Below are 22,685 nucleotides of genomic sequence, written 5' to 3'. Positions count from 1 at the left end.
TCAACCCACTTTGTCTTTTGATGTCATTAGGCGACTCGATAGCTCTCGGTCATACCAAGCTGCATAAATCGATTTAATATTGATGCCGCTTGCATCATTTCCTGTTGTTGATTGTTAAAGTCTCTACTGTGTAATTTGGGGCCAATAATTGTTTTGTAACGCTACATTGCATTATCTGAGACATTCCGTTTTCCATACTGCTTTGTCTTTTGCCTGCGCGTGGGACTTAATGCAGAGTACACCACCAAATTGCTCACCCTTTTAGGGTTATGAGCGTCGTCAGCATACAGATTTTCTTTGGGAGGAATCGCTATGTCAGTTTCTGGAAATTCGCTCGCTAATGCGTCATAGACGTCATCGGTATCGTATATTTTATCTGCTGAAATATGGCCAACTTCCACATCAACTTGCCCACACAATTCTTCGACAACCTGAAAATGGTTCTATCGCAAACTTTGAAGCTTTAGGTTAGGATTTGTTCAATTTCCACTCAACACTCTGAATCGTCATGTTTAAAGGCTGCCACTTTCCCTCTGAAGTTATTCTCGAAACCGTACACTATCTCTATCTGGCAGGGTAGTTGTCACTGTTAGAATTTAACCAGTTTGGGCGATAAAGAGTAATTGTGTCTCGTATCTCAGTAGAAAGAAAAGAAGCTATTACCTCCATATTCGATGTCAGTTAAAGAAGTGTCAGAAGACGAAGGAATTAGCACTGCGCCCCTGTATCATTGGCGCCAGCAACTCAGACATTCAGGAGCCGCCGTCCCAAATACCAACACTTCATCAGAGCAGTGGTCTGCTCAAACTAAACTTGCCATTATCGCTAAAACCTACTCAATGACAGAAAGTGAACTCAACCAATATGATCGTGAAAAAGGTCTTTTTCCAGAACAAATCCAAAGCTGGCGCCGCGAATGTATGCAAGGGTTTAAGTCGAGTAAAGAGCGGGAAGCTGAAGCAAAGAAGCAGGCTAAAGCTGACAAACTTGAAATCAAAGAGTTGAAGAAAGATTTACGACTCAAAGAAAAAGCACTCGCTGAAACGGCCGCCCTCTTGGTACTAAGAAAAAAGCTGAGAGCCTTTTACGGGGAAGAGCCAGAGGACGACTAACCTCAACCGATGAAAGGCAGACCATAGTGACGATTATCCTTGAAGCGAAGCAATGCGGATGCCGTTTAGAGCCAGCTTGCCATGAAGTTCAAATTGACTTGAGAACGTATCGTCGCTGGTATCAGCAAGGTGAAGTCCAAGCTGACAAAAGGCCATATGCATCAGACCAGAGCCTGCTAACAAGCTGTCGCAGGAAGAGCGTGAGGTGTGTAACCGCTCTGAGTTCGCAAGCTTGCTTCCAACTCAAATCGTCCTGACACTGCTTGAGAGAGGTGAGTATATCGCCTCTGAGTCGATCTACTATTGAGTGCTGAGTACGCAGGGGCAACTTCACAAACGAGGTCGTCAGCGGAGCAGACAGAAGCAAACGAAGCCAACCAGTTACACAGCGACGGACTCGAACCAATTTTATGCATTGGATATCAATCACTTACCTTCAAGGGTTCGAGGCCAACACTATTACCTGTATGTCATTGAGGATATCTACAGTCGAAAAATTGTTGGTTATGAAGTGTATGAGCATGAATGCGGTGAGCTGGCGTCACAACTTCTGCAACGAACGTTGATGCGAGAGCAATGCTTCAATCAAGCACTGGTTCTTCACTCAGATAATGGTGCACCGATGAAGTCGCTGACGTTTAAAGCAAAAATGGAAGAGTTAGGTATTACCTCATCGTATAGCCGGCCAAGAGTCAGTGATGATAACCCGTATGTCGAGTCATTGTTCCGTACAGGAAAGTACATGCCAAGCTGGCCAGCAAAGGGCTTTGAAACAATCGATAGTAGTCGAAGTTGGGTTGAAGCCTTCGTACGCTGGTACAACACCGAGCATAAGCAGAGTAAGCTAAATTACGTCACGTCACGCCTTCAGAGCGTCACAATGGAAAAGATAAAGATATCTTGAAGCGTCGTGTAGAGGTATTGCTAGCAGCAAAACAGCGAAAGCTTGAGCGGTGGTCTGGTGATATCAGGAACTGTGCGCCTGTTGGTGACATTCACCTAAATCCAGAAAGAGAAGCTGCTTAATAAGCAAGAAAATGATGACAACTACCTTGAAAAACACCGGAATCCCAAGGCTATAATTTTGTAGATTATCAATATGGAATTTCGTTTACACCCGATTTCAGATAATAAGTGCGACAATCCCCTTTAAATTGAAGATTAGACAAAATTCAATCCTAGAAACTCACTCTAACTTTTACCAATCAATCAAGCTCATCTAAGCGGATAGAGCCCTTTCCTTATGTTTGGTGTTGTACTACAACTAGTGGATATACATTTATATTAATTAGGTTCTAGTTTGTTCGTCCTTTTACTGGTTTCGTAAGAATTCGTGTCGTCAATCGTTGATTTGGAGTATGTATGACTGGGAAGCCTCGGGCCATAAAGCTATCTTTAAGTATATTAATATTGTCACTCAGTGCAACAATAGCGTGTTGGTCTATGGCACGAAATTATGTTGAACGCAATGCTGAAAGCCGTTTTACTAATTATACCCAAGACGTTAAAGCGTTGATTCAAAATCGCATGTTGAATTATCAACAGGCCCTCTCAGGGGGCGTTGCTCTATTTGCTGCTTCTGAACAGGTCAATCGTGAGGAGTGGGCGAATTATATCGCTAAGTTAAATCTTGGCTTGCATTATCCTGGTATACAGGGGATTGGTGTTTCAATTCCTATTTCGGCGCGAGATAAAGAGGCGCATGTGCAGCAAGTTCGGGCGGAAGGTTTTCCTCAGTATGAGATTAAACCTAAGGGGGCGCGAGATGAATACACGGCCATTATCTATTTGGAGCCTTTTGATGCTCGCAACCGGCAGGCATTTGGCTTTGACATGTATTCTGAAGCCGTTCGGCGTCAGGCTATGTCTACGGCAAGAGATACAGGAAGAGCTGCTTTATCCGGTAGGGTTGAGTTAGTTCAGGAGATTACTGAGGATAAACAAGCTGGTTTTTTGCTTTATTTACCTATCTACAAAACGCTTTATTCCCCTGATACAGTTGAAGAGCGAAGGGAGGCCTTTGTTGGTTATGTTTACAGCCCATTCCGCGCAAGAGATCTCATGCAAGGTATCCTTCAATCTAACGTCTCAACGGTAAGCTTTCGGTTATATGATGGCGCAGAAGACACCCCTAATAGTTTGCTGTATGACGGGAATAGCGCCTTAAGTATTGTGGACGAGCAATTCATATCGACATTTCGACGCTCGGAGGTGATTAATGTTGCAGGTCGAGATTGGACGATCATCTATACTTCTACCCCCGTGTTTGAAGCCGGTCTCGATTTTTCGCTGCCTCGTATTGTTGCTGGAACTGGGGGGCTCTTAAGTATTCTGTTTTTTTTCCTTTTTCGGATGTTGATTGTTTCACATCAAACAACTGAAAAGCTGCATCATGAGGCCTCGGCGAGGAGAGAAGCCGAAGGATCCCTTAAGAGCCTAAACCAGGAGTTAGAAAATCGTGTTAATGAACGCACTCAAGAACTAAAGCGACAAGAAGAGCTCAATCGAATGCTTTTAGAGAGTTTGAGTGAAGGGGTGGTGGCTTGTGGCGCGGACGGAAATTTAACTTTATTTAACCGTACAGCAAGAGAGTGGCATGGATCTGACCCATTACAGATTCCCCCCGAACTCTGGAGTAATTATTACAATTTATATGAAGGTGACGGGCGAACACCGATGGCGAAAGAAAACATACCGTTGCTTAGAGCATTTAATGGTGAGCATATTCAAAATGATCTACTTTGCATAATCGCTAATGGTCAAAGTCCCCGCTTCGTCTTGGCCAGTGGAGCTCCGATTTGTGATCTCGATGGTAAGCGCCTAGGTGCTGTGGTTGCTATGCACGACGTAACTGAAAATAGGCGTCATGAACGTCGTTTCATTGATATTTTTGAGTTTGCACCTGATGCCATACTGATAATAGAGAGGGGGGGTTGTATTACTCAGGCCAACAGCCATTCTGAGGTTGTTTTTAATTGGGGGAAAGATGTACTTAAAGGCCAATTAATAGATCGATTTTTACCTGGTATTTATTCAAATATCAATAGCTCTTTCTTCGAGAATGAAGAATTGGGTGAAGGAGCTCGTGTTGAGCAACTCTCTACCATGGCTAGACGTAAAGGGGGGATTGATTTTCCGGTTGACATTAGTTTAAGCCCTGTTGAGTCGGAAAAGGGCTTGCAGGTGGCCGTCGCTATTCGGGATATTACCCAGCGTGTTCAGTCAGAGAGGAAAAATAAAGAAGCGATGGCTATGCTGAATGCCATTGAAGATGGGGCATTTATCTTTGATCCAGAAACGCTTCGCCACAGCTATGTTAATGAAGGTGCCGTTTGTCAACTTGGTTATTCCAGAGAAGAGTTGTTGGATCTTACTGCCGTTGATTTCAAAGTTGAGTTCGATGAAAACCGTTACCGGAAGTTGCTTGAACCCTTGTTAAATGGCGAACAGCAGGTTGTCCATATTTCTACTGTTCATAAACATAAAGATGGTCATCTCATTCCAGTCGAAGTCAATCTTCAGTACATTTTTCTACCTGGAGGGAAAAGGCGTTGTATTTCAATGGTTAGGGACGTAACCGAACGTCATCAGGCTTTACGACAACTTGAGGAGGCAACCAAGCAGCAAAAAGCGGCCAATTTTGTCATAGAGCAGGAGCGTAAAAAACTTGCCCAACGGGTGTCTGAACGCACAGCGTCATTACGGTCAACAAATGAAAAGCTAGAGCAAGCTCGAATTGAGGCGGAACAAGCAAGCCATGCTAAATCGGCTTTCTTGGCGGCAATGAGCCACGAAATACGGACGCCAATGAACGGGGTTATTGGTATGTTAGAGGTTTTGTCACACAGTCAGCTGGAGTGCCATCAAGTTGATGAAGTTAAAACTATTCATGACTCTGCGTTTGCCCTGCTGAGGCTCATCGATGATATTTTAGATTTCTCAAAAATTGAAGCTGGTAAGCTAGATCTTGAAAAATTTCCGGTATCTGTCGAAGAACTTATAGAAGGGGTATGCTCCTCGCTTGTCTCCGTTTCTGAGAAGCAAGAGGTTGACTTGCAATTATTTATTGCCCCGATTTTTCCAAGTTATATTTTGTCTGATCCAATCCGGTTGCGGCAAATTTTCTATAATTTAATTGGTAATGCAATTAAGTTTAGTGGTGGTCGTAAGGAAAAACGAGGAGACGTCTCAGTCCGCGTGAACATTGTTGATAATAAAATGGTTGTCAATATCGAGGATAACGGCATTGGAATATCGTCGGATGCCTTAGCTATGTTATTTACTTCTTTCTCTCAAGCGGAGTCATCCACAACGCGTCGTTTTGGGGGGTCTGGGTTAGGATTGGCGATCTCGAAGCGCTTAGTGGACTTAATGGGCGGAGATATTAAAGTAAACAGTCAGTTAGGAGAAGGCTCTACGTTCACAGTTAGCTTACCTTTGGCAATTTATCAGAAAGAGATCATACCACCTTTATCGTTACTCTCAGAGACAAAGTGTATCCTAGTTGAGAACTCAGTATTTGATACTGACGCTCTACGAGTTTACCTCGAGCATTCGGGTGCTAATGTTCAAGTTGTTAGCACCCATTCCGAAGCGTTACGTATTGCTGAGTTGCTTGAAGAGGTTGTCGTTATAATTATTGGACCGCAAAAACATGTCCCGGAACTTACCATCGCTTTTCTGAAAACATTGAAAAGTTCACGAATTGAAAGTGGGTATATTAGGCACTTGTTGATGACTCGAGATCAGCCTCGGCCCCTGAAATTTGAATCCCCTGAATTTGTTGCTCTAAATTGTAACCTATTGCGGCGAAAAGAGTTTTTACAGTCTGTTTCAGTGGCTGCCGGAATTGTTTCGCCTGAAATAATACTTGATCAAGTGGGGGAAGAGTCTCTGCCGTTAACTGCGGCACCGAGTGTGGCACAAGCCCGTGCAGAAGGACGGTTAATCTTGGTTGCAGAGGATGATAGCATCAACCGAAAAGTCATCCTTAAACAGTTGAGTCTACTAGGTTATGCGGCAGAGGTTGCTGAGAACGGATTGGTGGCTTATCAACTTTGGCAAGAGGGAAGTTATGCGTTGCTATTAACGGATTTACATATGCCGGAAATGGATGGTTATGCATTAACGGAAGCGATACGACAGGATAACTTGGAGAGGGCACAAAAACCTATCCTAGCTTTGACAGCCAACGCTTTGAGAGGTGAAAAGAGTCGAGCCAAGGCGGTAGGAATGAATGATTACCTTACAAAACCTGTCCAGCTTCATTTACTTAAAGAGGCTCTTGAAACATGGTTGCCCAACCAGAATGGAGTGCCTGAACTTGGATTACTTGAAGAGGAACAGCCTAGGGACTCTGAAATATTGACTGTCAGTAAGCTCGCTGAGCTTGTCGGAAATGAGCCAGCTGTTATGTGTGATTTTTTGACTGATTTTTTGAGTTTAATGACAAGACAGCAGGAACAGTTAAGAGCCGCTTCTTCCGCTAAGGATATTAGAGAAGTGAGCAGTATCGCTCATAAGCTCAAATCTTCATCTCGTTCAGTGGGCGCGATGAGATTAGGTGACTTGTGTGCCGAGCTTGAAAATGCTTGTACTATAGGTGATGTCGCAGTGGTGGAGTTGACCATGACTCTGTTAGATAAGTGTTTTGCAGAGACGGAAGAGGAAGTGATCTGCTACCTTGATAAAAAAATTATATAGGAGAAGTGTATGGCGATAATGTTGATTGACGATGAGCCGTTTTTAATGAAGTTGCTTGCTCATCAATTAAAGGATTTTGTGAATGAAAAGGTTGTTGTTCATCAATATGAACATGCTGTTGATGCTCTTCAAAAATTAGAAATGCATCCTGAAGAGGTAGAACTAATTTTTTGTGATCTGCAGATGCCAAAGATGGACGGAGTAGAGTTTGTCCGTCACTTGGGGTGTATAGGCTACCAGGGAGGTGTTATTTTGATGAGTGGTGAAGAACAAGCCATTCTAGACAGTGCTAAAAAGCTGGCAACCACTTATCAACTTAATATTTTTGGTTGTCTCCATAAGCCTTTTAGTCCCACTCAGTTAAAAGAAATTATTGAGCATCAGGCCGCTCATCTAGAGACGGAATGTTTTGATGACCTGAAAGAGTATTCTGAAGCTGATCTGCGTCGAGCTATTCAACAAGGTGAGCTAATCAATTACTACCAACCACAGGTCAGGCTTCGAGATGGTGAAATTGTCGGTGTAGAAGCTTTGGTACGTTGGCAACACCCTAAAGATGGCCTAGTGTTACCTGATAAATTTATCCCACTTGTTGAAGAGTATGGACTGATAGATGACTTGACGATGGTTGTCTTAGCTAATGCTCTGGAACAGAGCAAACGTTGGCAATCTGTGGGCGCAAAGCTTTGTATGTCAATCAATATTTCAATGGAAAGTCTGACGTCCTTGGAGTTTCCAGATAAGATTCAAAACATTGCACATGAGGCTAGAGTCCCATTGTCAAACTTAGTCTTGGAAGTAACGGAAAGCCGGCTGATGAATGATCGGCAGTTAGCGTTGGACATCCTGACACGACTGCGACTTAAAGGTGTTGCTTTATCTATTGATGACTTTGGGACGGGGTATTCCTCGTTGGCCCAGTTACGAGATATTCCATTCAGTGAGCTTAAGATCGACCGAAGTTTTGTGCATGGGGCCCATAAAAATAAGTCTTTACGCGTGATTTTTGAAGCCAGTTTCAAGATGGCCCAGCAATTAGGAATGCAGACCGTGGCTGAGGGAGTGGAAGATCTTGAGGATTGGGTGTATTTACGTAAGATAGGGTGTGATGTCGCACAGGGTTACTTTATTGCCAAGCCAATGTCTGAAAATCATTTATCTCGATGGTTAGATGAATGGGAAGGCGTCGAGAGCTAACCCTCAATTCAAGAGTAAATGGTGTCAATATTGAATCACTTATGCACCTCTGCCGTACTTTTCCTCCTAAATCATTTGCAAGTCTAAATATCTAGTCTAGAATTCAAATCATAAATAAAACAATAACTTATATTAAGGGGGCTACGGAATGAAAAAATGGCTTAAATCTACAGTCATCGGCTTATTTGTGGTTGGCTCTACGCCAGCTATAACAGCCCCTTCTGTTCTCAAAGTATATCTAGACTCGGATCGAACCGTGCATCTAGCCTCAGCGGAGGCAATAGAAATGGGTGTAAAAACGGCTTTTTCTCAGCATGGTAATCAACTTTTTGGCATTCCAGTAGAGTTCGAAGTACTTGACCATCGTGGGAATACGGCGCGAAGCAAGCTCAATATGCAGCGCTACCAGAAAGACCCTAATGGAATTGTTTTCTTCGCCGGGTTGCATTCTTCCCCCCTGATAAAATATCGCGATTATATCAATGAAAGTGAACTGTTGATTTTGGTGCCATGGGCTGCAGGCGGTCCTATAACTCGCTACCCGTCTGAGAAGAATTTCGTATTTCGCCTCTCTGTTGACGACACAAAAGTTGGGGGGAAACTGGTCTCAACAGCAATCAATAATGGTTGCCAATCTGTTGACTTATTATTAGAAAAAACGCCTTGGGGTAAGTCTAATTACAAAACGATTTTCCAATCAGTAGCTGACCACAGCACACACTTAAAAGCTCGGGTTACTTGGTTTAATTGGGGAATTGACGAGGCTCTGGCTCGTGTGATAGCCGCCGATCTTAATCGAACCGGCGTTGAATGTGTCCTGTTTGTAGGGAATTCACGAGAAGGCCCCTTATTAGTCAAAGCTCTCTCTGATCTTGAACAACCACCAAAAATTTTCAGTCATTGGGGGATCACCGGAGGTGGTTTCTCTCAGCGAGTTTCATTTGATGCTCGCCAGAGAACTGCCTTAAGCTTTGTTCAATCTTGTTTTAATTTTTATAGCTCTCCGGAGAACGATCTATCGAAGGAGGTATACCGCCAAGCTACGGCGCTATTCCCTGATAAGTTTACAAATGATTTTATTGACGCCCCAGCTGGCTTTGTGCATGGCTATGATCTGGCTAAAGTATTTATTCAAGCCGCACAAAGTATCACCCTCACCGATGATATGGTGAATAATCGACAGCTACTTAAGCTGGCGTTGGAGCAGATGGACACACCGGTTCAAGGTTTGCTAAAGACGTATGAACAACCATTTAGCGTTTATGACGTGGCACATCCTGATGCTCATGAGGCGCTAGGAGCCGATGATTTGTGCATGGCGAGGTACACTCAAGTGGGAGCCATCAAGCTGTTAGATTCAGCTAAGATTAATAAGGCAGATTAATGATCTATAAAACTCGACCAAAACTCAGTGGTATTCAGCTTTACGGTGTATTTTTGTTTATCTCGATGGTTGTGTTCGCTCTTATCACTTATGGACTTTTAGAGCAGCAAGCTCAGCAATCAATAAGAAACCTGGAGAAAATCAATACCTCAATTAAACTAAGTACGGCAGAGAGTTATATTAGCCAATCCCTGAATAATACCGAAAATTTAGCGATGAAAATTGCCTCACATCAAGTGGTGATTTCTACCGCTTTAGGGGGGGGTGCTACACCACAAGAGATTAGTGATAGACTAGCAATCGTGAAACCAGTGACGGGTAAGCACTATATTGTGATCTTGGATATTCTTGGTGACCCAATTTATCAAGAGTTAACCTTACCGGATGAACTGTTCGCTCAACTGCACACTAAGATTGAACAAGGAGATCTATCGAGTGTGTTTAGGGTATTTACCTTTCAAGATGATAGTAATAACTTAATGGTTGCTCTTCCAATACTGTACAACGGTTTTCTAGAAGGTTTACTTGTGTATGTGAAGCCATTTGATATTGACGCCTTTTTATCACCGTTGAGGTTCTCCGAACAATATCAAGTAAGTTTAATTCAAAGCGATAATAGTTGGGGTATGCCTCCCCCAATTGATTGGACGCAACATACAACATACCTCCCTAGATACGACTTGGATTTAGTTTACAGTATTAACCCTGCTATCTATCAAAACAATCGTAACCAATTTATCCGTTCACTCATCGTTGCGTTATCGATAGCTGGTGCGTTGACATATATATTGGTCTATTTTACAGGTAAAAAGCTCCTCATCTCTCCTTATCAGTCACTAGAAAAGTCTGAGCGCCGATTAAAAAAAGTAGCCATTGAAGCCCAAACCGCAAGTGTCGCTAAATCACAATTTATAGCCTCTATTAGTCATGAATTGAGAACCCCTATGAACGGGGTTTTGGGGGCAGCTCAACTGCTGACACAGTGTAAAAATAAAGATGAGCGTCATGAGCTTGAACAAACCTTGCTCTCTTCCGGGCACCATATGATCTCAATTCTCAACGATATACTAGATTTTTCTAAAATTGAGGTTGGTAAGCTGACGCTTAATCTTTCTGAATTTAAACTGGCTGACCTACACAATAAAATTGAAAATAGTTATCGACCCTTATGCTTAGATAAAGGTATAACGTTTGAAGGAACGGCCTATTCTGAAACATCAATACACCTAGTTGCCGATGAGACCCGGTTAGCACAGATAGCTCTTAATCTTCTCAATAATGCGTGGAAGTTTACTCAAAAAGGGGAGATCCATTTTTCTACCCGGCTCACGCAAATGAATAACAACGATTATCTAGAAATTAAGGTGTCTGATACGGGAATTGGTATCCCCGCAGAGAAACAAGCAACGATATTTGACCCATTCACTCAGGGCGATGGGAAAACTACGCGTAAATTTGGCGGGACTGGACTTGGCTTAACTATTATTTCCAAGCTCGTAGATACTATGCATGGCACGCTTAACTTGGAAAGTAAAGTAGGTGTAGGGACACGCTTTATCATTTGCGTGCCTGTCAAAGTTGTATCACAGCCTAGAGAGCAAATAAATGAACCAATGAAGTTATTTAATGGCGAAGGGTTGAAAGCTTTGATTGTTGAAGACAATCGTGTAAATAGCATCATCCTATCTAAATTCCTAAAGAAAAGAGGTTTTAAGTGTGATATTGCCCTTGACGGACAAAAAGGTTTTGAGCAAGCGAGCAGAACCTTTTATGACGTAATCATGATGGATAACCATATGCCTATTATGGATGGTACTGAGGCTACGAAACGTATTAAGGCTTTATCTTCACCCTATAGTGATAGCATCGTCATCGCTTGTACCGCTGATGCCTTCGAGGAAAACCTAACTAAAATGCGTGAGGTTGGCTGCGCAGAAATCATCACAAAACCAGTCAATGAGGGGGTGTTAGATTCGGTCTTTAATCAATATCTGTCAAACCAAGCTGTAGAAAAGGCCAACAGTCCATAAATTAATCTGCATGACTAGCTTTGGGCACAGAGAGAAATGTTAGGTATAAAAAGCATAGTTTTCATATTCAGTTTGGTTGTGTAACAGTAATCTTATGCTCCGGGCGTTTTTGCGGGGAGGTCACTATTGCCCAGCTCTTTCTAAAATTCCTCGACACCATTGTCTCAGTTTTTTCCCAAAAAGATTGACAATCGCTGTTCTAACGCCATGAGCTTATAGTGTACATACTTGTCGCCGAGTTTGGTTATCCGGCTTAACTTAGGCCTTTACTCGTGAAACATTATTTCGGAACCAAGCAAATAAACCGCAGTTTTTATTAAATAGAGAACCTTTTGCTTTTGGAAGCGAGTGTCATTGTAGCGGTTTGGCAGCTAATTCCTTAATTCTTCATGACTCGTTGAATATTGGCAGCGCTAAACACATACGCTTGAGCGGGTAGCTTGCTATGAGTAAGTATATAACCAATGTGGTTCAATGGAACTAAATCAAGAACCTACGATCTGGTCAGCTACATCCACTCTCTCTCGCAGCCCTATTCCTAAACCTCTTTACAAAACAACCAACTGGAAGCAATACAACCAATCACTCATTAACCGTGGTTCTCTGACCTTTTGGTTTGATGAAGAGGCGATAAGCGGTTGGGCGCAAAGCAAACAGAATAAGCGCGGGAGACCACGTCGGTTCAGTGATTTGGCTATCACGACAGCACTCATGGTGAAACGCGTGTTTTCTATGCCACTGAGAGCGCTACAAGGATTTGTCGACTCGCTATTTAGATTTCCATGTTCCATTAAGTTGTCCACATTACACCTGCATCAGCGTAGAGCTAAGCAAGTTGGGGTCTCATTTAAGGAGCAATACAGCACCTAGCCACTGATGTTACTGGCCTTAAGGTTTATGGCGAAAGCACATATTGCAGTCGATACAAGCACTCATGAAATTATTGCAGCCGAGCTAAGTTTATCGACGGTTACAGATGGAGAAGTCCTCCCTAACTTACTGAAACAAACACGCCGAAGCCTCCTTGAGGTGTCTGGTGATGGCGCTCACGACACGAGAGCGTGGCACGCAGCTATTAAGATTAAGCGAGTCAGAAGGAACAACCTTCTGGGAGCGTGGTCACCCCCAAAATCTCGCCGTGGGTTGCCAGAAGTTATACGGCTCACATAAGTATTGGAAAGAGCGGTATGGATACCACAGACGTTCACTGTCAGAAACAGCGATGTATCGAGTTAAACAGTTGCTAGGAGGGCGATTGAGCTTAAGAAATTACAATGCGCAGGTGGGTGAAACTTACGCGATGATAAAAGCGTTGAACAAGCTTACTGGGTTAGGTATGCCTGAAACTTGTCGTATTGACTAAAAAGCATGCGAAACGGGGTAGCTCTATCTCTAAATTTAATTACGCAACAAAACCGCTCTTAGGATTTCTCGATGCCGCTAAAAATTGTCATAAGTTTTGCGTTCACTCTTATCGTGAGCGAGACATATTCTATTTCGCCCCTGTTTCTTTGCTTCATATAAAGCATTATCCGCTAGCTTAATCACCTCTTTGACTGTCTCCGCTTGTGAGAGGCTAGCGCATCCTATAGAGATGGTCACTTGCTGATCTGATTCGTATTCTAGGGGGGCTGTGAGGTTTTGTTCACTCACCAATATTCTTAAGTTATCAGCGATCTTGCTGGCGATTTCAAGATCTGTTTGAAGAAGTAAAATAGTGAATTCCTCTCCACCATAACGACAAACTAGATCAGAAGAGCGTGTATTGTTTTTCAGAACATTAGCGACGAGCTGCAAAACTTTGTCCCCTAGTAAGTGCCCATAGGTATCATTGAATTGCTTAAAAAAATCAATATCTATTAATAGTAAACTATTTATTTCCTGGTTCAGGTTTTGTTGCTCAAATACTGCTTGGATTTTTTGATCGAACTCTGATCGGTTATACAATCCAGTTAACCGGTCAGTAATTGCGGATTTATGGAGTTGTTTTTCAAGGAGGCGTCTACGTTTATCGAATTGCTCATAAGTAATACCACTAGCCAGCATTGTAAAGGTGATATACGTACAGACCACCACTACATAGATAGCAAAACCGCTGGTTTCATCATCCAAAATATAAGTGGTGAGAAAGCCGCCAGCTAGGCAAAATAACAACCCAAAGATTAACTGCGTACGCGCTATTTTCGCTCCTAAAGTAGGTAATAAGAGTGTTTTAAGTGCGCCTCGGTGGGCTGTGAGACCAAAAATTGATATGGTTAAAAAGAACCCTAATATAGTGGTGACCGGAGACATCTGGCCATAAAATGAATCAATACCATAAGCGTAACCAACGGCTGAGACAAATGGGAGGAAAATAGCGGTAATGGCAAAAATTTGTATTAGATACCAAGGACGTCTATTTAAGAGGAAAAAAATGGCTATGACAGCAAAAAGTTGCATTACTGATGTATTAAACCCCATCTCGATGGGAGACTCTGCGTGAAGTGGGGTATCAAAAAAGATGAAATAACTTAGAACAGGGTCAATTAAATTAATTCCAGTACTTTGTTGATAGAAACGAATGACAAGTATGAAAAAAGCAAGGCTTACGAGGCTTCTGGTTATCTTCAGACTCTTTTTCCGCCAAATACAGGCGCAAGAAAGAAGTAAAAAGATAAAAGCAGTTATAGGATGCGTAGCTGCCCCATGGCTTGTTGGTCGATAGAGCCATTTAATATCAAAAAGATAGGAAGCTAAAATGAGAACAGACAAAGCTGCAATCACCTTGCAGAAAACTTGGCTGTAAAAAAGAGTGAGTGAAGTGAGTGCTCGTTTTTTTTTTGCCATTTATATATCGCCTTCATTGGGTGTCTTAGGACTTAACTTTTATAGATAATGATTCAATCTAGGAGATTTTTCCCAAATACTGCGTTTAATATTATCATTAATAAGGATGGGGATCCCGCCTTCGGTTTCAGGCCTATCGAACTAACTTAAACAAGGCTTCTGTTTCGTTTCTATATGAATATTGATCTTGTTGTTAACAACAAGATCAAATCTTCCTACTGCAGGAGGGGGGAAAGAAGCGACTATTTCGCGATCAAGAAATCATCAAGTGATTTACCAGCATCAAGCTGTTCTTGAATTATGGAAGGGGTGCGACTTTGACCAGTCCATGTTTGTGCTCTGCCGTTCCCGTCGGTGTATCTATATTTAGCAGGGCGAGGCTTACGTTTACCTTTTGTGTTCTTTTTTGATTTTCCTGATAGAGCTTCTATGAGAGCTTCAACATCAACCTTGATGTGATTTACGATTTCAGCGAATTTTGTTTCTTGGCGTTTAAGAAAGACGGTCGTTAACTTCTTAAGTGCTTCTTCAAGTTCCTCAAGTGTTAATTCACGAGAGAACGCCCGAAGCGAGCGGATATTAAGGGCTTTGTTGCGTAATTCAATGGAACTAAATCAAGAACCTACGATCTGATCAGCTACGTCCACTCTCTCGTAGCCCTATTCCTAAACCTCTTTATAAAACACCCAACTGGAAGCAATACAACCAATCACTCATTAACCGTGGCTCTCTGACTTTTTAGATTGATGAAGAGGCAATAAGCGGTTGGGCGCAAAGCAAACAGAATAAGCGCGGGAGGCCACGTCGGTTCAGTGGTTTAGCTATCACGACAGCGCTGCGAGGATTTATCGACTCGATATTTAGGTTAGCCCATGTTCCGTTAAGTTGTCCGCATTACACCTGCATCAGTCGTAGAGCCAAGCAAGTTGAGGTCTCATTTAAGACTAAAACGAGAGGAGCGATACAACACCTAGCCATTGATGCTACTGGCCTTAAGGTTTATGGCGAAGGTGAATGGATGGTCAAAAAACACGGGACGGATGGCAAGCGTAGGGTCTGGTGAAAGCTTCATATTGCCGTCGATACAAGCACTTATGAGATCATTGCCGCCGAGCTAAGTTTATCGACGGTTACAGATGGAGAAGTACTCCCAAACTTACTGAAACAAACACGCCGAAGTCTCCTTGAGGTGTCTGGTGATGGCGCTTACGACACGAGAGCATGTCACGCTGCTATTAAGATTAAGGGAGCTATTGCGCTTATTCCCCCAAGAGAAGGGGCTGCCTTCTGGGAGCGTGGTCACCCTCGAAATCTCGCCGTGGGTTGCCAGAAATTATACGGCTCAAATAAGTATTGGAAAGAGCGGTATGGATACCACAAACGTTCACTCTCAGAAACAGCGATGTATCGAGTTAAACAGTTGCTAGGAGGGAAACTGAGCTTAAGAAATTACAATGCACAGGTGGGTGAAACTTACGCGATGATAAAAGCGTTGAACAAGCTTACTGGGTTAGGTGTGCCTGAAACTTGTCGTATTGACTAAGAAATACGCGAAACGGGGTAGCTCTATCTCTAAATTTAATTACGCAACAAAGCCGCAAGGAGGCTACCTAATACTTACAAATGCAGAAAGGCCGCTAAGCGACCTTTCTACGATAATGTTACGGACATTACTCCGTATTATCTGGTGTTCTATAAATCTGCAACCAATGTCGCGCTGCAGTACTTGTTGGAGGCGCTATTTCATGATCACGGATAGTACAATACCGACCATATTTTACTACAACCGTATGATTTGTTGTATTAATTTTACACTCTTGAAAAGAGCCCCATCTCGCCCGACTTTATTACCAGGCGCTACATAGATAGCCATACAAAACCTTTAAACTAGTTTAACAGCAACATTGTTCATATTTGATGTAGTGATGAATCTAAGAAAAACAAGGTTATGCCGTAAAAAGACATACATTTTAAAAAACTCACTAAAAAAAATTATTGGTGTTCATTATTCCTATGTTCAATTGCGTGACTCCGTAACGCAGAACAGCTCCTAATAGGGAGCTGTTCTTGTGTCTAAATTTGGGTTCACACTAAGTACCATTACGTTAAATAAATCATCACATGGCTATTGATTTTTCAAACATAACCCGCACATAAGCATAGAGTCACATTCATAAATCACCTTCCATTTGATTTGATAGTAATCTCTTGTGACTCAAAAAAGGCAGACTGAAAGTCTGCCTTTTTTCATTTCTAACTCAACCAACCGATCTCGACCCCATGCCACCCGCGTAATTCATATCGTGGAATATTGCCCATCAGAGAGTAGAGAGACCGTCTAATTATGAACTATTTTTGTCTCGTCATTATAGATAGGATATAACAATTTCATATAAAAAAACTAATTCAATGAGAAATTGCTATATAAAAACTATTGAAATAATTGTTCGTAAACACTATAAAAAACCTTGAAAAGGTTGTCTTATCAAGAGGCCTTTTCATCACTCTTGTTTTTATTTTGTATTGCTTCTTATGGAGGATATATTATGAGCTCAATTGACCTATCTCCACTATACCGTAGTAGTGTTGGGTTTGACCGTCTAGCATCATTAATTGATCATGCCATGACCAGTGAAACTGCTATCAACGGTTACCCACCATATAACATTGAAGTTCTAAAAGAGAATCGCTATGCCATCACCCTGGCCGTAGCCGGATTTACTCAGGAAGAGCTTGATATTCAAGTAGAAAAGAGCGTGCTAAGTGTACGTGGGCAAAAATGTGCTGATAAAGAAAATAAATATCTGTATCAGGGTATCGCCAATCGTACATTCGAACGTAAGTTCAACTTAGCTGATTATGTTGAAGTTACGGATGCAGATCTTTCTAACGGATTGTTAACTATTACTCTGGTGAAAGAGATACCTGAAGCTATGAAGCCTAAGTCCATCACTATCAATAAAAACTGTGATGTATTAGAGCATAAGGCTGAAGAGACAAGCACCAAAGATAATAAAGCTGCTAAAGGAGAATGATAGTGTGAAAGCACATTATCATTTTTGAAAGGGGAACGGCTCCCAATCGGGAGCTGTTCTTGTGTCTAAATCTGGGTTCACAATATCCCTATCTGGCAGGGTAGTTGTCACTGTTAAAATTTAACCAGTTTGGGCGATAAAGAGTAATTGTGTCTCGTATCTCAGTTGAAAGAAAAGAAGCGATATTGAAGAAGCTGCTGCCTCCCTATTCGATGTCAGTTAAAGAAGTGTCCGAAGAGGAAGGAATTAGCACTGCGACCCTGTATTATTGGCGCCCGCAACTCAGAAGTTCAGGAGCCACCGTGCCAAAGAGCAACACTTCATCAGAGCAGTGGTCTGCTCAAACTAAACTCGCCATTGTCGCTGAAACCTATTCAATGACCGAAAATTAACTGCTCAAGTTGGTGGACTTAAAGAGGCTATTAGTTCTTATTTTGAGCCGGAAACACAGAAACAAAGCTCGAGCGAGCATCCTGTCAGGACGATTGCTGTTAGTTCTGAAATTGATAATGATCTAGGTATTAGAGGTAGTTCAGCTAAGGATAATAGTAAGAAAACAGCACTGGATTCGGTGAGTTACTTGTCTACACGAGTAACAGCGAATTTAACACCATTATTATCTAGTGAAACAATAAATAAGCTACAAGATGCGCTAAGCGAAGGCAATATTTCATTTAAATTTATTCAGAATATCGCCTTGAATAAAGGGGGATCTGAGTCTAGTTCGTGAATTGGCGCTTTCTACTGTCCCTAAACAAGAGAAAAATTATTCAGGGCATCTAGGATTAATTGTGGACTCACTTTCACACAAACGTCCAAATGTAAGCGCCACTATGCAAGGTTTACAAGGTTTTATTGATACATCGGCCTTGCAATGGCATGAAAAAACGGCAAAAAAACTGAAGGCGCGCTTGATGCGAATGCTCATGCTCGTTTTGATGGGGATTTAATGAGTTCAGCTTTGGATCAAATGTCGAAAAGTGACCTGAAAGCGACATTAACGCAATTGGAAGGTGCTTTTGGTCAGCGTTTACGAGGCGTTTTTAGGTTGGTTGCTGAACAAGTTCCGTCGTCATATCTGGCGCAAGGTGACAATGTTTTAATCTCGACTGCCATGCGTTTCAGTGGCCTAGTAGAAGGCTTGATGACGGCATTGAGTGAAAAGTTGGGTGAAGCGACCGACGTTCGGTTCAAGGATTGTGATTTCGTTAGTGAGCTTTCAGAACTAACAGCGATTGAGAAGGCGGCATTAATCAAAGTAGGAATTAAAGAAGAAATGTTGCTCTAATTTTCCCTTCGAGCGGTAACGACTGTTTTTATAATTCACACATAATGGAGGTTTTCTGTGTCAAAATGGCCGATTAGTTTTTTATTTGAGAAGAATCAATCTCGCCTGGAAGTCGCTGTTATTGACTTGGATGTAAAGCAAAGGATAAGTGATTTTTATCAGCTTGCTCAAAAACGATACTTGTTAGAAGAATTTTTATTACTTCTAAATCGTAGTCAATACAATGTTTTTCAAAATGACGTACTCTCTTGCCTTTATCGCTTGGGTATAAAGAGAGTCGATTTAAAAGTGGGCAGTAAAACGTTGAATATTTTATAAAACTCTGACCAGAACGTTATATAAGGGCTTCAAGGAAGGTAATAACCGTAGTCTTTCGGTCTTTTTGTGACGTTGTCACAATGAAAGTTGGGTGAGGCGATCATTCCCCTCACTCAATTAGTACCTGAATATGATAACAATAAGGCCGATGGGTAGTCGTCGCTAAACCAAGACAACAACATATAACGCTCCTAACTGTTCATTAGATGAGTAGTACAAAGGTCTGTGAGATCCGATACAGTTAGGCTTGCGATGGATATTCTTTCTCTACATTACTCTTGTGGCCAATCACCAAATGCACTGTAGGGTTCTGTGGTTTAACTGAAATTGCGATTTTCATGTTCATGTTACGGTTGTTTTGCAAGTAACCGACCGCCGCATTTAGTTCTGGAACATACTGAGCCACACCCACCGACACTCCACCTTCCGTTGTTTGAGTGAAAAATAGGAAGTGTCATATCCGTCCTTTTCTCTTCTAGTAACCCATGTGTTTTTCTAGGCTAACAGCGTAAGAAGAGAAACACCTCGAAGTAATACTAATTTATGCTCCCTGAGTTTGAATTACCCTCTGACGCTGATAAATCGAAACGCTAATCTTAGTATTCAAGGGGCCATTCATTTTGTAAAGCAGCAAGCTTAAGCGGCTGAATAAGAACCGTGACCATTTAATGAAATTAAGAAGAAAGCCTCTCACAGCGCCATACTGCTCTTTTTAGGCTGCAATATTGACAGCACTAAAAACCCTCGCCCTGCTAAGCCATACCATCCGGATGAAGGTGGACGTTAAGTAAGGAGATGATGAAAGGGAGCCACCTGACTCAGCGTTTAATCGAAGAAGGTCCCTGTCGTATGACAAAAGAAGGTTGCCGCGCCGTTTTTTTTGCTTGTCCTTAAGTATTTATTTTTCTATTGATTTAATTATTTATCTTTATACGTAGTGTTCATAAGCGCAGCCCCTTATTGATGGCCATTATAGCGGTCTTTTTTATCCTTCCTTTCTTGCACGGCCTTTCTTATAAAAAACCGTGAATAGAGAAATCCCTTCCGAATGAGACTGCGTGCGCAAGATAACCCTGAATAACCTGTTGGGAGAAACAAGAAAAATGAGAGATAAAGCAGGGTAGGATAAGGTTCAGACGTGCTGATCCCTCCGCTTTCGCGGAGACAAAAATATCCCTTTAATTAGGGGCCAAGTCCGGTTGATACTCACTAAAGAAGGCTGAGGTTGATTGCGCATAGGTGTTTAACGTTGACGCATTGAAGATCTCTTGTATCCCTGACGCGATCTTACGGAAAGAGAGCCATTGAAAGCTCAGTCCTTTCTTTGTCTGGCGTTCCCGTGTTGCGAGGATCAATTCGCTGATGTTGGTGTAACGCACGACTTTTAAGTCATTAAAGAAGCGAGGTGTAAACTGTTTGTACGCGGGTGCACTGCGTATCGTCCCTTCGTCTTGGTCGACACACACATTGATCCGCTCACTGTGAAAATAGCTGGCACGCTTTAGATACTTCACCGCTTTAGCAAAGGACTTCGGCGAAATAAACTCTCCAAAGCGCAACGCATAATCTTCTTGAAGCTGGTCGTAGCTGATGGTTTTCAATCCCGCTTCGGTGGGCAAACCGATGCGCCCTCCAATGAGGTCTGTGTTCGGCAGAGTGCACGCTAATACTTTCGCAATTAAGGTGCGACACTGCACATTATTCACCGCTTCACCGCCCCATGCATTAAGTGACGGGAAACGATTGGGGTTGGTAATAAATTCTTCACACCCTTTTAAGATCCGCGCGTATTCTGGCGGTAGGGTTTCTACCTTACCGCTTCGAAGCAACCGGCGAGACTTAAATCCGATCTCAAAAGGCGTCTTAGGGTTCCGCGCGTTCTCTTCTTCAACGACACGTTGATACAATTCAATCAAATCCAGCTTCCGATCCTTACGCTTACGGCGATACTCCGCATCGTAACTCGATTTATCGAGCGGGGGAGGGGAGGAGTCGTGTCCAGGCGTCTTCATAACATTCACCGTCCACGTTTAAAGCACACAGCACTTCATCCCGAGGGATAAACAAGCGGTGTGATTGAGAATGTGTTGTTTGGGCTTTAGCCCACGCCAAGGCTGAGTCAAAGGAGTCATATTTTGAGGTCCAATAGGTTTTTGGGGAGTGTTTAGATTGGTTGTCCAAACGGTGAAATTTCACGCTATCTCAACCGAAGAAACAAATCAAATCCCGTTTTTTAGACACAAAAAAGCCGGCTACTATTGGGAAGCCGGCTTTTTTGCAAGTGCTATATGGTCAGAGTACCACCTCTAACACACTCTAAATCTTAGAAAAAACACACTACATAGGGCACTACTGGTTAGCAGCCAATGTAGTGTGTTTTAACCTTAACGACCTAAAGCAAGTATAGCGCAGCGTCGCCTGATATTTCAATCTTTAAGTAACCTTGTGGTTTTTCCCTTTACATAATCTAAATAATACGCACGGATAAAAAACCGATAAATAACAAAAAGATAACAAATAACCTTAGAAAAATTTATAGCACATTGAGGGAGTGAAATTAAAATAATTAATATATTAATTATGCCTAATAACAATAGCGCCAACATTAAAACCCCATTTATTTTCTTTAAAATCAGCACCTTAATTTGGTGCGTATTATTTAGATTATGTTAAATTCAAGAAGTGATAAGTAAGTCACAAACTCAACAAAATTAGACGCCAGTGAGCGATTACATGACTCATTGATGTTTCGGTCTAAACGAGAGCGTTTCGGTTTTTTCTATTTAGGAAGACTTTTGTATGAATTTTAAATCAGAATGTAGGGTTGAGAACAAGGAAGTCGGTATCGCTTTTAATCTCTCATCAAAGGCGAATAAAACGTTAACGCTCTCGGCGAAAAGAGCAGAGCGGGCCAAAAAGCGCGAAGGGAAACTTCGATTAGAAGATCACCTCAAACGTTTTCCTAATTGGTCGCTGTAACGAATGAGATTGCCGTCTGGGATTATTACCTCAGATGGCCTCGAAGGTGGGCTGCCTTCACGATTGCAAAAAGCGCCGCAGAGGGGCGCAGGCCTGCGTAATATGCCTAACAAATTCAGGAGCCCTCTCTGGGGCGACGTCCAAGGCTGTTTTTCTACTCAATTAAGCACGCTGGTTGAGTGGTGAAATAGAGTTACTTGGGAATACCAGACACCACATCCTTTGGATGTGCGCATTCTACTACAAGAATGCTCAAGCCAGTTTGTAGCACGGCTCTTGAAAGAGAGCCCATCGTTTTGTTTTTTAAAAGAACAAAACAATGTCCTAACAAGGAGTGTGAACGATGCAGATTATCTACGGATATTGTCGTGAAGATGAGGCCGTGAGTTTATTAGGCCACTTTGTTGAACAAGGTGATTTTGTCAGCGTCAAAGAACTGGGAACGGTCGGGCGTGAACACATGGCGTTTGCCGCTTTGTTGCCTTTTACTGGGCACCTTGCATTTCCTTTCTGTTGGAAGGGCGTTCATTTGGTTGCGGTTCAAAAACAAGCTCAGTCAGTTAATCGTCTCACTCTCCCAACCTCAAATAATGCTTGTAAAAAACGTTATCGGAAGCTTAAGAACACCATCATTAGCGCTCAAAATTGGAAGCAACATGTGAGCCGTAATCGTGGTTTGAAGTACGCGAAATCTTCGATGTTTTCTTAAGGATGTGGGAGGGAGCCCCCTTTCCCTCCATCCTGACCATGTACTTGATAAATTTATCACTCAATAAGGATATTTATTATGAAAACACGCACCCAGCGCACCCT

General features: G+C 42.3%; 17 protein-coding genes and 3 pseudogenes. 16 read left to right on the top strand and 4 right to left on the bottom strand.

What is annotated here, in order from left to right; all coding sequences use genetic code 11:
• Positions 1-650: 650 nt before the first annotated feature.
• The 8 genes and pseudogenes from AB4653_RS03385 to AB4653_RS03350 all read left to right on the top strand — a co-directional run.
• A pseudogene (locus AB4653_RS03385) lies at positions 651-2,138 on the top strand (IS3 family transposase); the annotation flags it as partial.
• Positions 2,139-2,555: 417 nt separating this feature from the next.
• Complete coding sequence (locus AB4653_RS03380; protein ID WP_240798310.1) at positions 2,556-6,815, top strand: CHASE domain-containing protein; 4,260 nt, start codon at positions 2,556-2,558, stop codon at positions 6,813-6,815.
• Between the two features lie 9 nt (positions 6,816-6,824).
• A complete protein-coding gene (locus tag AB4653_RS03375) occupies positions 6,825-8,012 on the top strand; it encodes an EAL domain-containing protein (protein ID WP_102258084.1) in 1,188 nt (395 codons plus the stop codon).
• A gap of 148 nt (positions 8,013-8,160) precedes the next feature.
• Positions 8,161-9,396 (top strand): ABC transporter substrate-binding protein, encoded by a 1,236-nt coding sequence (locus tag AB4653_RS03370; RefSeq protein ID WP_017097881.1) that lies wholly within the window; start codon positions 8,161-8,163, stop codon positions 9,394-9,396.
• Positions 9,396-11,426, top strand: coding sequence for an ATP-binding protein (locus AB4653_RS03365; RefSeq protein WP_017100853.1), 2,031 nt, complete (start codon positions 9,396-9,398; stop codon positions 11,424-11,426). The genes AB4653_RS03370 and AB4653_RS03365 overlap by 1 nt, the downstream gene beginning before the upstream one ends.
• Before the next feature lie 474 nt (positions 11,427-11,900).
• Positions 11,901-12,296 (top strand): transposase, encoded by a 396-nt coding sequence (locus AB4653_RS03360; RefSeq protein WP_102258085.1) that lies wholly within the window; start codon positions 11,901-11,903, stop codon positions 12,294-12,296.
• 6 nt (positions 12,297-12,302) lie between these two features.
• Positions 12,303-12,455 (top strand): annotated as a pseudogene (locus AB4653_RS03355) (transposase); the annotation flags it as partial.
• Positions 12,456-12,465: 10 nt separating this feature from the next.
• Entirely contained in the window at positions 12,466-12,789 is a 324-nt protein-coding gene (locus AB4653_RS03350) for a hypothetical protein (protein WP_240798311.1), read from the top strand.
• Positions 12,790-12,866: 77 nt separating this feature from the next.
• On the opposite strand, the gene AB4653_RS03345 is transcribed toward AB4653_RS03350, so the two are convergent.
• Together AB4653_RS03345 and AB4653_RS03340 are read right to left on the bottom strand one after the other, a co-directional pair.
• Positions 12,867-14,252, bottom strand: a complete 1,386-nt coding sequence (locus tag AB4653_RS03345; RefSeq protein ID WP_017096766.1) for a GGDEF domain-containing protein — start codon at positions 14,250-14,252, stop codon at positions 12,867-12,869.
• Positions 14,253-14,494: 242 nt separating this feature from the next.
• Positions 14,495-14,857 carry an H-NS family nucleoid-associated regulatory protein gene (locus AB4653_RS03340; RefSeq protein ID WP_069595600.1) on the bottom strand — a complete coding sequence of 121 codons (363 nt, stop codon included), beginning with the start codon at positions 14,855-14,857 and terminating at the stop codon, positions 14,495-14,497.
• A gap of 56 nt (positions 14,858-14,913) precedes the next feature.
• Here AB4653_RS03340 and AB4653_RS03335 point away from each other — a divergent pair.
• The 6 genes and pseudogenes from AB4653_RS03335 to AB4653_RS03310 all read left to right on the top strand — a co-directional run bounded on the left by AB4653_RS03335 (position 14,914) and on the right by AB4653_RS03310 (position 18,893).
• A pseudogene (locus AB4653_RS03335) lies at positions 14,914-15,795 on the top strand (IS5 family transposase).
• Between the two features lie 1,003 nt (positions 15,796-16,798).
• Positions 16,799-17,287 (top strand): Hsp20 family protein, encoded by a 489-nt coding sequence (locus AB4653_RS03330; RefSeq protein ID WP_017098606.1) that lies wholly within the window; start codon positions 16,799-16,801, stop codon positions 17,285-17,287.
• A gap of 149 nt (positions 17,288-17,436) precedes the next feature.
• Positions 17,437-17,679 (top strand): transposase, encoded by a 243-nt coding sequence (locus AB4653_RS03325; protein WP_032499864.1) that lies wholly within the window; start codon positions 17,437-17,439, stop codon positions 17,677-17,679.
• 399 nt (positions 17,680-18,078) lie between these two features.
• Complete coding sequence (locus tag AB4653_RS03320) at positions 18,079-18,237, top strand: hypothetical protein (protein WP_017098100.1); 159 nt, start codon at positions 18,079-18,081, stop codon at positions 18,235-18,237.
• Positions 18,237-18,575, top strand: coding sequence for a hypothetical protein (locus tag AB4653_RS03315; protein WP_017098101.1), 339 nt, complete (start codon positions 18,237-18,239; stop codon positions 18,573-18,575). The genes AB4653_RS03320 and AB4653_RS03315 overlap by 1 nt, the downstream gene beginning before the upstream one ends.
• Positions 18,576-18,632: 57 nt before the next feature.
• Positions 18,633-18,893: a hypothetical protein gene (locus AB4653_RS03310; protein WP_017098102.1), complete on the top strand. Its 261-nt coding sequence runs from the start codon at positions 18,633-18,635 to the stop codon at positions 18,891-18,893.
• 241 nt (positions 18,894-19,134) lie between these two features.
• Here the strand turns inward: AB4653_RS03310 and AB4653_RS03305 are convergent, their stop codons facing one another.
• Positions 19,135-19,311 carry a hypothetical protein gene (locus AB4653_RS03305; RefSeq protein WP_157936399.1) on the bottom strand — a complete coding sequence of 59 codons (177 nt, stop codon included), beginning with the start codon at positions 19,309-19,311 and terminating at the stop codon, positions 19,135-19,137.
• A gap of 760 nt (positions 19,312-20,071) precedes the next feature.
• On the bottom strand, positions 20,072-20,905 hold the full coding sequence (locus AB4653_RS03300; protein ID WP_017099452.1) for a hypothetical protein: 834 nt from the start codon (positions 20,903-20,905) through the stop codon (positions 20,072-20,074).
• A 787-nt stretch (positions 20,906-21,692) separates the two neighbouring features.
• Between AB4653_RS03300 and AB4653_RS03295 the strand changes: the two genes are divergently transcribed.
• Both AB4653_RS03295 and AB4653_RS03290 read left to right on the top strand, forming a co-directional pair.
• On the top strand, positions 21,693-21,872 hold the full coding sequence (locus AB4653_RS03295; RefSeq protein ID WP_017097351.1) for a TraY domain-containing protein: 180 nt from the start codon (positions 21,693-21,695) through the stop codon (positions 21,870-21,872).
• Positions 21,873-22,215: 343 nt separating this feature from the next.
• The gene (locus AB4653_RS03290) at positions 22,216-22,581 is read left to right on the top strand and encodes a hypothetical protein (RefSeq protein WP_017098539.1); all 366 of its coding nucleotides are present in this window, start codon (positions 22,216-22,218) and stop codon (positions 22,579-22,581) included.
• The last annotated feature ends 104 nt before the right edge of the window (positions 22,582-22,685 follow it).

Origin of the sequence: Vibrio sp. 10N.222.48.A3, assembly GCF_041475345.1 — a bacterium.
Taxonomy (GTDB): domain Bacteria; phylum Pseudomonadota; class Gammaproteobacteria; order Enterobacterales; family Vibrionaceae; genus Vibrio; species Vibrio tasmaniensis_A.
Note: the sequence above shows the minus strand (reverse complement) of the source record. Positions and strands in the feature narration are given on the sequence as shown.